10 protein-coding genes are annotated in these 12492 nt (G+C 65.5%); 3 read left to right on the forward strand and 7 right to left on the reverse strand.

What is annotated here, in order from left to right; genetic code table 11:
• Window positions 1-29 precede the first annotated feature (29 nt).
• The 4 genes from efeB to HCA61_RS19120 form a co-directional block, all read right to left on the reverse strand.
• Complete coding sequence (efeB, locus tag HCA61_RS19105) at window positions 30-1271, reverse strand: iron uptake transporter deferrochelatase/peroxidase subunit (RefSeq protein WP_169689777.1); 1242 nt, start codon at window positions 1269-1271, stop codon at window positions 30-32.
• Window positions 1268-2407 carry an iron uptake system protein EfeO gene (gene efeO / locus HCA61_RS19110; RefSeq protein WP_169689778.1) on the reverse strand — a complete coding sequence of 380 codons (1140 nt, stop codon included), beginning with the start codon at window positions 2405-2407 and terminating at the stop codon, window positions 1268-1270. Before efeO ends, efeB begins: the two co-directional genes overlap by 4 nt.
• Window positions 2408-2451: 44 nt before the next feature.
• Entirely contained in the window at window positions 2452-3339 is an 888-nt protein-coding gene (gene efeU, locus HCA61_RS19115) for an iron uptake transporter permease EfeU (protein ID WP_169689779.1), read from the reverse strand.
• Window positions 3340-3469: 130 nt separating this feature from the next.
• Complete coding sequence (locus tag HCA61_RS19120; RefSeq protein WP_169689780.1) at window positions 3470-4138, reverse strand: DedA family protein; 669 nt, start codon at window positions 4136-4138, stop codon at window positions 3470-3472.
• A gap of 44 nt (window positions 4139-4182) precedes the next feature.
• On the opposite strand from HCA61_RS19120, the gene HCA61_RS19125 reads away from it, so the two are divergent.
• Both HCA61_RS19125 and HCA61_RS19130 read left to right on the forward strand, forming a co-directional pair.
• A complete protein-coding gene (locus HCA61_RS19125; RefSeq protein WP_206040295.1) occupies window positions 4183-6198 on the forward strand; it encodes a DUF2232 domain-containing protein in 2016 nt (671 codons plus the stop codon).
• Window positions 6198-6941 (forward strand): energy-coupling factor transporter transmembrane protein EcfT, encoded by a 744-nt coding sequence (locus HCA61_RS19130; RefSeq protein ID WP_169689897.1) that lies wholly within the window; start codon window positions 6198-6200, stop codon window positions 6939-6941. Before HCA61_RS19125 ends, HCA61_RS19130 begins: the two co-directional genes overlap by 1 nt.
• A gap of 4 nt (window positions 6942-6945) precedes the next feature.
• Here the strand turns inward: HCA61_RS19130 and HCA61_RS19135 are convergent, their stop codons facing one another.
• Complete coding sequence (locus HCA61_RS19135; protein ID WP_169689781.1) at window positions 6946-7578, reverse strand: maleylpyruvate isomerase family mycothiol-dependent enzyme; 633 nt, start codon at window positions 7576-7578, stop codon at window positions 6946-6948.
• A 62-nt stretch (window positions 7579-7640) separates the two neighbouring features.
• Here HCA61_RS19135 and HCA61_RS19140 point away from each other — a divergent pair, with 62 nt between their 5' ends.
• Window positions 7641-8657, forward strand: coding sequence for a DNA polymerase IV (locus HCA61_RS19140; RefSeq protein ID WP_169689898.1), 1017 nt, complete (start codon window positions 7641-7643; stop codon window positions 8655-8657).
• Here the strand turns inward: HCA61_RS19140 and HCA61_RS19145 are convergent.
• Both HCA61_RS19145 and HCA61_RS19150 read right to left on the reverse strand, forming a co-directional pair.
• Window positions 8651-10009: an MFS transporter gene (locus tag HCA61_RS19145; protein ID WP_169689782.1), complete on the reverse strand. Its 1359-nt coding sequence runs from the start codon at window positions 10007-10009 to the stop codon at window positions 8651-8653. The genes HCA61_RS19140 and HCA61_RS19145 overlap by 7 nt on opposite strands.
• Window positions 10010-10033: 24 nt before the next feature.
• Window positions 10034-12394 carry a cytochrome P450/oxidoreductase gene (locus HCA61_RS19150; RefSeq protein WP_169689783.1) on the reverse strand — a complete coding sequence of 787 codons (2361 nt, stop codon included), beginning with the start codon at window positions 12392-12394 and terminating at the stop codon, window positions 10034-10036.
• Window positions 12395-12492: the final 98 nt, after the last annotated feature.

Consider the following 12492-nt stretch of genomic DNA (forward strand, 5'->3'; position numbering starts at 1 on the left):
CAGGACTCGGGGAATGCCTGGGCCGCAGGTCAGGCCTCGAAGAGTGTCTGGCCCCAGTAACCGTTCTCACCGGGACCGGGCGGGCACGCGAACACTGCCGATCCGACGTGCTGGATGTATTCGTTGAGAGCGTCGGACCGGGCAAGCGCGAGTTGCATCGGCACGAACTGGGTCTGTGGGTCGCGACAGAAGGCGATGAAGAACAAGCCGGCATCGAGATGGCCGAAGCCGTCGGACCCGTCGGTGAAGTTGTAGCCGCGACGCAGGATCTCGATGCCACCGAGATGTTGCGCCGACGCGAGCCGGACGTGCGCGGTGGTGGGGATGAACGGCCCGTCGGGACCGTTGGATTCGAGATCGAGTTCGTCGAACTCGTGGGTCTTCCCGAGCGGTGCACCCTCTCTCTTGTCGCGCCCGATGACCGCTTCCTGCTCGCCGAGCACCGCACGATCCCACTGTTCGATGAGCATCCGGATGCGTCGCGCAACAAGATACGTGCCGCCGCCGAGCCAAGGCTGATCGTCTGCTGGTGCGACCCATACCGACCGGTCGAGTGCGGCAGGATCCTCGGCTTTGAGGTTGTTCGTTCCGTCCTTGAATCCGAACAGGTTCCGCGGTGTCGTCTGCGATGTCGACGTCGACGAGGTCCGCCCGAAACCGAGTTGCGACCAGCGCACCGATGCAGTTCCGAACGCGACGCGCGCGAGATTGCGGATTGCATGCACCGCGACCTGCGGGTCGTCGGCGCAGGCCTGGACGGCGATGTCGCCGCCGCCACGCGTCGGGTCGAGATTGTCGGCCGGGAAGTGCGGGAGGTCTTCGAGTGCTGTGGGTCTGAGGTGGGCGAGCCCGAACCGGTCGTCGAACAGGGACGGGCCGAATCCGATGGTGAGTGTGAGGTGGGATGGGCCGAGGTCGAGTGCTTCACCGGTATCGCTCGGTGGGTGATAGGCGCCGTCGCCCGTCGCGCCGTCCTCCGTGGCCTCGCGGCCGGCGGTCATCCGGTCGGCCATCTCGGTCCACGTCTTCAAGAGCGCGATCAACGCGTCACGGTTATCGGTGGTGACATCGAACGCAACGAAATGCAAGCGGTCCTGCGCCGGAGTGACCACCCCGGCCTGATGCGCCCCTCGAAACGCGACGATGGGGTCGGTCGTGTCGGATTCGGGTGCGGTGGCTCTGCCGATCACCGCACCCGTTCCTGCGAGCACCGCTCCGGCCCCCACCGCGCCGAACAGTCGGCGGCGGGAGATCCCCGGGTTCTCGGTCATTGCCCCGATGCCTCCGCAACAACGCCCTGAACCTTGCTGACCTCAGCGGACAGTGCGTCGAGCAAGCGGGACAGTTCTTGACGCTGCGGTTCGGTCACCGTGTCGTAGGAGACGAACCCTTCGCCTTCCCGATACTGCTGCAAGGCTGCATCGAGGTCGGCGAACCGACTGTCGATCACCGGTCCGAGTTCTGGATCCTGCTCGTCGAGGACCGGACGCAGAGCGGCGATCGCAGCCTGCGAGCCGTCGACATTGGCCTGGAAATCATAGAGGTCGGTGTGGGAGAAGATGTCCTCCTCACCGGTGATCTTCGACGTGGAGATCTCGTCGAGTAGGCCCTGTGCGTCGCCGGCGATGCGGGTGGGATCGATCGTGTAGTCCTCTGCATTCACCAGGTTCGCGAGCTCCTGGATGTCGACCACGAGCTGATCGGCAATGGCGTTGGTGTCGGGCTGGAGTCCGTCGACCCACAGGTCCTTCTCGATGCGGTGGAAGCCCGTCCAATCCTGACCGGGTTCGAGGTCGGCCTCGCGTAGGTCCAGGCGCGGATCGAGGTCGCCGAAGCTTTCGGCCTCGGGCTCGATGCGTTCGTAATATGTGCGGGTCAGGGGGAACATCCGCTTGGCTTCGTCGACATTGCCGGCTTCGACCGCGGCGACGAACTCGCCGGTGGTGGTCACCAACGCCTCGGCCTGGCTTCGGATGTAGCGGCGGTAGCCGTCGGCGGCTTCGGCGAGTTTCCCGTCGGCGTCGCTTGCCGCCTGGGAGTCTCCGGTGACGGTGAACGGCTGGCGGACACCATCGCCCACCATGCCCGGCCGGCACGAAAGCTCGTATTCACCGGCTTCGGGGATGCTGACGATGAGCTGCCGAGTCAGGCCCGGGCCGATGTTCTCGACCTCACCGAGCGCGCGGTCGCCCGTGGCGAACACGTAGAACTCGGTGACCTTGGTGCCGTTGTTGGTGATAGCGAACGTCGAATGGCCGGTGACGGCCTCCTCGGTCGATACGTCGCAGGACGTGTCGGTGGCCGTCACCGTGATCGCCTCGGCGTCGGACGACGCTTTCTCCGTGCATCCGGCGAGGACCAACGGAAGCAGGGCGGCAGCCCCGGCGCAGTAGAGGGAACGACGCATATTCGTACCTTTCGAGCGAGCGCACACGGATCGCGGACGCGAAATCAGGGGGTTACGGCGGCCTGCGACGGGCGGACCCGTGGCTCGGCAGCGAACGGCCTCAGGAACAGGAACAGGACGACGACCAGGTAGAGGAGCCACGCGGTGAACTGCAGGACCGTCGGATCGGGGCGGAGGTTGAAGATGCCGCCGAGGACCGTTCCGTACCAGCTTCCGGCGTCGTAGGTGTCGGACACATCGAAGGCAAGGGACGTGCCACCGGGCAGTACCCCGCCGATCTGTAGTGCACGCACGCCGTAGCCGAGGATCCCTGCCGCCACGACCACGAGGAAGGCTCCGGTGAACGTGAAGAACTTCGCCATGTTGATTCGGATAGCGCCGAGATACATCAACACGGTGATCCCGGCGGCGACGGCGATACCGAGCAGGAGTCCGATGAGCGGCCACGGGCTACCGGCGGTGTTCTCTGCGTAGCCGACCATCAGCAACGCGGTTTCGAGACCTTCACGGCCGACCGCGAAGAACGACAGGGACAGCACGGCGACCGGTCCGACGACCAGTGCCTTCTCCATGCCGGACTTGAGATTGCCGGAGATCGTCCGGGCGGCGTTACGCATCCACAGCACCATGGTCGTGACGATCACGACCGCGATGAGCGAGGCGATGCCCGCCGCGATCTCGGCGGCCAGACCGTCGAGCGTGTTCGTCCCGAAATGGATGATCAGGAAGGTGGCAGCGACCAACGCCACAGCGATCCCGACGCCGAGCCACACCCATTTGAGGGCATCGCGACGTTCGGATTTGACGATGAACGCCACGAGGATCATGACGACGATTCCGGCTTCGAGTCCCTCGCGGAGGCCGATGAGCCCGGACCCCGCCAGTTGAGTGGCAATGGACGGTGCATCGGCGCCTGCAGCCAGAGCGGACATGGAGCAACTCCCGTACTAAGGTGAGCCGACCCTCACTGAGCCGCGCGGAGAAGAACATACACCCATCTGCCACCTCTGCGGGAGGGGCTTTCGGGTCATTACCTGCGCATTACCGAGTCGGACGGACCCACTACTTGTCTGTGCCGGCCGACTCGTCCGTATTGTGCTCTGCCTTCGACCGCATGCGTCGCACGATGGCGTAGGCAACAGCGATCACCACGACGGCGATCACGATGTACTGCAACGTCTCCGCATAGGGCTCGACCCGGTACCAGTTCTCGCCCAGCTGATACCCGGCGATCACGAAGATGCTGTTCCAGATGAGGCTGCCCGCGGTGGTGAACGCAGTGAACTGCCAGATCGGCATGCGTGTCACGCCGGCCGGGATCGAGATGAGGCTGCGGAAGATGGGCACCATCCGGCCGAAGAACACTGCTTTGCGGCCGTGCCGCCGGAACCATTCGGTGGTCCGGTCCAGATCGTCGACGTCGACGAGAGGCAGCCGGTCCACCGCGCGGCGTATCCGTGCCTCACCCACCCAGCGTCCGAGGGAGTAGAGCCCCAGTGCTCCGACGATCGAGCCGAGCGTGGTCCAGAAGAGCGCACCGAAGAGGGTGAAGCTGCCGAGGCTCGCCGCGAAGCCCGCGAGCGGGAGGATGACCTCGCTGGGGAGCGGAGGGAAGAAGTTCTCGAGCGCAATGGCGATGCCCGCGCCGACCCCGCCGAGCTGATCCATGAGATCGAGCGCCCATCCGGCGAGTCCGTCTGTGGGGGCCGTTCCGGCATCTTCGATACTCACCTCACCCAGGGTAAGGCGGAGTCGACGCTGGCAGACTGGGCCCGGTGAACGCGGGGACAAGAACCAGAACCAGAGGACCACTCCAGCCGCCGGAACTCGCAGCTGCGGCAGTGTTCGGAGCACTCACGGCGGTGTTGTCGGTGGTCGCAGGGTTGATTCCGGTCGGGATCGCGCAGGTTCTGGTGGCGCTACCCATCGCGTTTCTCGCCATCACGGGCCGCGTCCGCACCGTCATCGCCGCCACTACCGCAGCGGGTGTCGTAGCACTGATCGCAGGCGGACCGTTCGCGGTCGCGGCGGTGGTGCTGCTCGCGGCGATCGGCACCCTTGTGGGGTTTGCGCAACGCCGCTGGGGACGATCGGCGGTATTCGTCATCTTCGCGTGCTCGGTACCGATGGGTCTGACGGTGGCGGCGGCGGTCGTCGGCCTCCTGGTCGTGTTCGAACAGACCCGCGTCCTGCTGCTCGAGGCACTGGTCAACACCATGCGCGGGATGCTTGCCGCGTTCGAGGCCGCTGGGGCGGGTACCGAGCTGAGCCGCATCGTGAACGAGACCATCGATTTCCTCGTCACCTACTGGTGGCTGTGGATCGGCAGTGCTGTTGTCCTCGGAGTCGTCGGCACGGCACTGCTGGCGTTCGGGATGTTCGCGTCCGTCGCACAGCGCAGTACCTGGCCGCGGCAACAGGCAGGGTGGCCGCAACGGACCACCGAACGTGAGCCGGGCCCGCTTCCCGTCAAGCTGAACTCGGTCTCGTACCGCTACCCCGGCACAACCGTCGAAGCGTTGAGCAACGTGGATCTGACGATCGCCGAAGGCGAGTTCGTCGCAGTCGTCGGCGCCAACGGCTCCGGAAAATCGACACTCGCTCGCATTCTGGCAGGTCTCGACCCCACCTCGGGTTTCGTCGATCGTCCCGGCCGGGTGGGACTCGGTAGTCCGGGCGGAACAGTGCTGGTCTTCCAACACCCGGAAGCGCAGGTGCTCGGCCGTACGGTCGGTGAGGATCTGCGCTGGGGCACGAGCAGCGATATCGACATCGACTCCCTGCTCGCCCAAGTCGGACTCGAAGGCATGGCACATCGCGCCACCGAAGATCTCTCCGGCGGGCAGCAACAGCGCCTGGCGTTGGCCGCCGCACTTGCGCGTACTCCGAAGCTGCTCATCGCCGACGAGATCACCGCGATGGTGGACTCGGGCAGCCGCACCGCACTGGTCGGTCTGCTCGCCGAGATAGCTGCCGGTGGCACTGCCGTCGTGCTCATCACCCATCTGGACGACGAAGCTGCGCGCGCCGACCGGGTCGTACATCTGGATCGGGGGCATATGGTCGCGCCGCCGGCACCCGAACGACGACGCGAGACGATCACGGCCGCGCCGCCGGTGCAGTGGCTCCCGGTGCTCGAACTTCACGAAGTCACCCACACGTATGCGGCGCGCACCCCGTGGGCGCACACCGCTTTGCACAACGTGTCGCTGACCGTCGGCCGCGGGGAAGGGGTGCTGGTGGTCGGAGTCAATGGCTCCGGCAAGACCACCCTTGCGTGGACCATCGCGGGTCTCCTGCGACCCACGAGTGGCACTTGCACCGTGCATGACACTCCCACCGCGCAGGTGCGCGGCGAGGTCGGGCTCGTGTTCCAGCAGGCGCGGCTACAGCTGCAGCGCCCGACTGTTGCTCGCGAAATATCGGAAGTCGCGGGCCTCCACCGCACCGACCACCGATATGTCGCTGCCGTCCTGAATCGGGTGGGATTGAGCGCCGACCTCGCAGCTCGCCCTATCGATCAGCTCAGCGGCGGCGAGATGCGACGAGTCGCGATTGCCGCGCAACTGTCGCGCGCACCGCGTGTGCTCGTGCTCGACGAGCCCCTTGCCGGTCTCGATTCCGCGGGACGCCGCGAACTGATTTCGATCCTCGTGCATCTGAGAACCGTCGAGCACGTCACGATCATCGTCATCTCCCACGACCTGCACGGCATGGAAGAGGTGTGCTCGCGCACCGTGGTCCTCGAGGACGGCACCGTCGTCGACGACGGAACGAAGGCGGCCGCGTGATGAAGAAGCAGCGTCAGCGCCGTCCCCTTATCCTGCTGCGGCCGGTTCCGCGTGAGACACCCCTGCACCGCGTGTGGGCGGGCACGAAAGTGACTGCGGCCGCAGTGCTGTCGGTGGTGGTGAGTTTCCAGCCGTCGTGGGCGGGGCTCGGCGTCATCGTCGCGGTGCTCCTCGCGGGTCTGCTCGTCGCGCGCATTCCGCGCGGTGTGGTGCCGACCATCCCGTGGTGGGTGTTCGCCTTCTTCGCCTTCTTCAGCGTCATCAATGCGGTCGGCGGTGGTATCGATGCATACATCCGGGCGACGCTGCTCGGTGTCGCGCTGTTGGTTCTTGCGTCGCTGGTGGGGTGGACGACGCGGTTGTCCGAGCTCGTCGATGCCCTACCCGTGCTGCTGGCACCACTGAGGATCCTGCGTGTCCCGGTCGACGAATGGGTGACCACGTGCGCATTGGCGTTGCGCGTGCTGCCGTCGATCCGCGGGGAACTGCGCATGTTGTTCGCGGCGCGAAGGCTTCGTGGCCGAGCGGGACTCCCGTCACCACGCGGGTCGTGGAACGAGGTCATCGATGCGGTCGGTGCCGTGGCGTCGGTGTCGATGCGGCAGGTGCGAGACCTCGGTGACGCCCTGTCGGTGCGCGGCCCACGCCCTGTTGCGCGGGCCTGGCCGCGGCTCGGGGTGGGCGATGCCGTGGTGGTGCTCGTCGTGGTCGCGGCGTGCGTTGCCGTGGGGATTCTGGGGTGAGATGTCATGGACAGCGCGCGCGGAGGATGTCGGCACCGGGCCCCGTGAGATCATCGCAGTAGTCGGTGCGGCCTGCCATCGCCATCGTCAGCGAAAGGGTCGGGCCACCCACCTCCGGTCCGGAGCCCACGGTGAAATCGCTGTCTGTGGCGGTGAGCCGCACCCCCTCGGCCGCGGTTCTGCTGTTCACCGCGAAGTCTTTTCGCGCGTAGAAGCGTGCAACTTCTATGGTTACCGCGATCGCCGGTGTGCGCGAGATGCCGAGCGGGCGACGAATGTCCTGTGCGTGCACCACCACCTCACCCAGCCATGCGGCGGTCGGGCCGAGCGGAGCCGTGGTGCTGGTCAGCACGCGTCGAAAGTTCGCGAGCGTGTCATCGGGTGTGGTGCCGAGGTGCTCTGCGAGTCGTCGTGCGTTGTGGAGGTCGGTATCGAAGCGTGCACCGACGACACTTCCGATCCACCGCAGCGGTCCCACAGTGGCGACCGCGGTGAGATGCGCGACGACCTGCTCGACCGTCCACTGGCCGCACAGCGACCGACGTGCCCACTGGGCAGAATCGAGGTCCGCAAGGTCGTCCGCAAGCACCGTCCGTTCGGCGTGCACAAGACTCCAGAGTTGATCGGGGTCGGTCACGCTGGTGACAATATCGGGTTCGGGCTTCCGACTCCGACGGTAGCGTGTGCGATGTGCATTGGGTGCTGCACGTCGACCTCGACGAGTTCCTTGCTGCCGTCGAAGTTCTCCGGCACCCCGACCTTGCCGGAAAACCGGTGGTGGTCGGGGGTCGCGGCGACCCCACCGAACGTGGCGTGGTGTCGACCGCGTCGTACGCGGCCCGCAGGTTCGGGGTGAGGTCGGGAATGCCGCTGCGTGTTGCGGCCCGCAAGATACCCGACGCGGTGTTCCTGCCTGTCGACGCAGATGCCTACAACGAAATGTCGCAACGGGTGATGGATGCCCTGCGCGGGCTGGGCGTCACAGTCGAGGTGCTGGGGTGGGACGAAGCATTCCTCGGAGTGGAGAGCGACGATCCCGAAACGTTCGCGACGGTGGTGCGACGGTCGGTGCTCGACGCGACCGGTCTGCACTGCTCGGTGGGGATCGGCGACAACAAGCTGCGCGCGAAGATCGCGACCGGATTCGGTAAACCTCGGGGCCAATTCACCTTGACCCGCGTCAATTGGTTCGCGGTGATGGGAGATCTGGGCACGAGCGCGTTGTGGGGGATCGGTTCGAAGACCGCGAAGAAGTTGGATGCCTTAGGAATTCACACTGTTCGCGAATTGGCAACCGCCTCTGTCGATGAGATGGCGTCGCGATTCGGTCCGAAGACCGGGCCATGGCTCGTGGGGCTCGGTAGGGGGGTGGGCAGCGCGGAGGTGTCGAGCGAACCGTGGATTGCGCGATCACACAGTCGCGAAACGACATTCCAACACAACCTCACCGACTGGGACGAGGTTGCCGAGCATGTGCGCCGGTTGAGCGAGCGGGTTGCCGAGGACATCGCCGCAGAACAGCGGGCGGGGATCCGGGTCGAGGTGAAGGTACGGTACGCGCCGTTCACCACGCACACCACCAGCCGCGCGCTGCCCGAATCGACAGTAAATCCTTCGGTGATCGCGGCGGCAGCAGTATCGCTGCTCGACCGCTTCGATCACGAGCGGCAGGTGCGGCTGGTGGGGGTGCGGGTGGAGATGGACGACTCTCAGTAGAGTTCGTCGAGCTTCCCGAGGTCCACGCCTTTCGTCTCGCGACTGGTGGCCACCGCGAGGACGGTGATCCCCATCGTGATCATGAGGTAGATGATTACGGCTGTGGCACTGAAGCGGTCGACAAGCCACACCGCGATGAACGGCGCGGGGGCGCCGGCGATGATCGATGACCCCTGGAACACGAGCGATGAGCCTGCGAAGCGGTATTTCGTGGGGAAAAGCTCGGTGATCCACGCGGCTTCGGGACCCGCCAACATGCCGTGGAGCAGTGCACCGACGCACACGCCCACACCCAACGCCAGCATGCTCTCGGTGTGCACGAGCGAGAAGAAGATCGGTGCCCAGATGACGAGCGAAATAGCGGGGACGAGCATAGCGACCTTGCGTCCGACGCGGTCCGACCACCGACCGCCGCCGATCATCCCGACGAATTGGCAGACCGACGCGAACGCGACGGTGGTGACGATCGCGCCGCGCGTGTATTGGAAGTAGGTGGTCGCGTAGGCGATGACGAAGATCGTGTAGACGTAGAACGCGATGTTCTCCCCGAGGCGCATCCCGAGCCCGTGCAGGATGGAGCGGGGCTTGCGCAGCGCTTCGATGATGCTGGAGCGTTCCTGGGAAGTGTCGGCACCGGTCTGGCTCTTCTCCTGCGCCGCTTGGTAAACGGGGGATTCCTCGACACCGCGACGGATCAGGAAGCCGATCACGAGCAGGGGCACGGCCAGCAGGAACGCGACCCGCCAGCCCCATGTGTCGAACGCACCGCCGGGGAAGGCCACCGCGAGGATGCCCACAGTGACGGTCGCCAGGACGGTACCGGCCGGCGCGCCGGCCTGGGGCCAAGCGGCCCAGGATCCTCGCCGCTTGGGCTCACCGTATTCGCTGACGAGGATGACTGCAGCGCCGAACTCGCCGCCCAGCGCGAATCCTTGGATCATGCGCAGGACTACGAGCGCAACGGTCGCCCAGATACCGATCTGGCCGTAGGTCGGAAGCAGACCGATCGCGGCTGTTGCCGCCCCGAGCATCAGGAAGGTCGCTACGAGAACAGGTTTGCGCCCGAACTTGTCGCCGAGGTGCCCGAAGACGATGCCGCCGAGCGGGCGGGCCACGAACCCGAGACCTTGTGTCGCGAGAGCCATCAGGAGGGAGGCGACGGCGTTACCGCTGGGGAAGAACAGGGGTCCGAGAACGGTCGCGGCGAGGATGCCGTAGATCGCGAAGTCGTACCATTCGAGTACTGCACCGGCCATACTGCCGGCCAGGACCCGTTTGAACGGGGTGCCGGTGGTCGGTGCGTCTGCGTCCGGTGGAACGGACGGCATGTTCGCATTCTCGACGGTGGTCATGCGGTTGCCTTTCGGAAGGGTAGCTCAGAGCTGGAGGGTCAGCGTGCTGCCGCAGGCGCGGGAGCAGCAGGTCATCATGGTTTTTCCGGCGATGCGCTCGGTCTTGGTGAGAACCAGGTCGCGGTGGTCGACATCTCCGTCGAGGACGGGTACCTCGCACGCGCCGCAGATGCCTTCCTCGCAGTCGCTCTGCGCGTCGATGTTCGCGGCCCGAAGTGCGTGGAGCACCGTCTGGTCGGCGGCGACCGGGACGGTGATTCCGGAGTCCTTCAGCACGACCTCGAATGCATGCTCCTTCGACGGGTCGAGTGCTTCGAGGGTCGAGGAGAAGTGCTCGACATGCAGGGTGTCGTCGGGCCAGTGTGCGGTCGCGTCTGCCAGCGCCGTGAGGAGGCGTTCGGGTCCGCACGAGTACACCTGTGTGCCGTCCTCTACGGTCGCAAAGAGTTCGGCGAGACCCATTCGGGTGCCCTCGTGGCTCGGATAGATCCGGACACGGTCGCCGTGGTCGCGGGCGAGGCGGTCGAGGAACGCCATGGAGGTGCGCGAGCGCCCAGCGTAGTGGATCTCGTAGTCACCTCCGGAGGCCTTGACCTCGTCGGCCATCGCGATCACGGGGGTGATTCCGATGCCGCCGGCGACGAACACGTATCGCCGGGCATCAGGATCGAGTTTGAAATGGTTACGCGGCCCCCGCATACGCAGTGTGGTCCCGATGTCGAGTTGGGTGTGCACCCAACGGGATCCACCGCGACTGTCGGAATCGTGGAGCACCGCGATCTGCAGAGCGGTGCGGTCGTCACGGTCGCCACACAGTGAGTACTGCCGCGACACCGCGCCGCAGTCGATGTCGATGTGCGACCCGGCCGACCATTTGGGCAATGGTCGCCCCGAGGTGTCGCACAGGGTCACCAGCAGGATGTCGTCGGCGAGGTGTTCGAGCTCCGAGACGGTCATCGTGCGGGCGATGGTGTTCCTCGAGGGTTCCCCGATCTTGACCGGCTGTCGGAGAGACAGCAGTTCCGGGTCAGCGCGTTCGGGGTTGCGGGCCGGATCCCATTGGACCAGAACGTGGTCCGGTCCGCGGAACGAGGTGTTGGGCAGATACGTGAATTCTTGGTCGGGAACCAGTTCCATGTGGGGTAGGCGACGGGTCAGTTCCTCCAGAAAGATCTGGATCTCCATGCGCGCAAGGTTCTTGCCCATGCACTGGTGGCTCCCGTAGCCGAAGGTGAGGTGGTCGCTGGCGTTGTCGCGACGGATATCGAAGTCGTCTGCCTGGTCGAAGTGGCGTTCGTCGTGGTTGGCCGAAGAGTTGACGATCAGTAGTTTTGCACCCTCGGGGATGTCGACGCCGCCGATCGTGGTGTCGGCAGTGGCGAGGCGTCGCCACGCGGCGACGGAGCCGGAGTGGCGAAGGCACTCCTCGACCGCGTTGGGGATCAGGCTGGGATCGGCGCAGATCTCCTCCCACACGTCGCGGTGCTCGAGCAGCAGCCGCAAGGCGTTGGCAGAGGCGTTGGCGGTGGTCTCGTGTGCGGCGACGATGCCGGCCATCATCATCGAGTGCAGGTAGGAATCGGTGACGACATCGGGCTGTTCCTGTTGTACGCGGAGGCCGAAGGGCATCCAGCCGTGCCCACTCGGGTCCTTTCGCATCTTGTCGAGGACGGTGCCTGCGAACTGCCAGAATTTCCCGACGGCCTCGGCCACGGCAACCTGTTGTTCGGGTGCCGGCCGTCCCCAGGTGTTGACGGTATGGGCGATCGAGTACTCGCGCAGCGTATCCATGTCTTCTTCGGGAACACCGAGGAAGTGCAGTGCCACGGTGAGCGGGACCTCCCAGAGCATCTCGTCGACGAGGTCGACGCGCCCGGCATCGACGAAGCGGTCTACGTATTCGCGAGTCAATCGGCGCACCATCGGTTCGTGGTGGGCGAGCGCGGCAGGGGTGAACGGTTCCATCAAGGCGCGTCGTCGCGGCATGTGCGCCGGTTCGTCTTCGTTTACCAGCGTCCGGGACATCGCGTAGTCGTACTGTGCAAGAACAGAATTCGCCTCGTCCGAGGTGGGAGTGATCTTTTCGAGTGCGATCGCGGGTGAGAACAGTTCGTTGTCGCGGAAGACGGCTTTCACGTCTTCGTAGCGTGTGACCACCCAGTAGTCGAGTTCTGGGCTGTAGAAGACGGGTTCTTCGTCCCGTGACCAGCGGAGTGACGCTGCAGGGTCTGTCTGGTAAGGGCCGGTGAATGGATCGAATGCGGCCGCTCGGGGCGAGACCGGGCAACCGCCGGGAGATGTGACGGCGCTGTGGTCGATGGGGCATCGGCCGTCGGTCGACGCTCGTCTGGCTTCGAGGACGGTTCCGCTCGACGGACTGGTCATGGGCTTCTCCAGGCGGTGGACTCTGCGTTACTAATAGTGGACATATGTGTTCGTTAAACGAACATTTGCAGAGTAAGCGCCGTCACATCGTGTCGTCA

This window comes from Rhodococcus sp. HNM0563 (genome assembly GCF_012726195.1).
Classification (GTDB): domain Bacteria; phylum Actinomycetota; class Actinomycetes; order Mycobacteriales; family Mycobacteriaceae; genus Rhodococcus.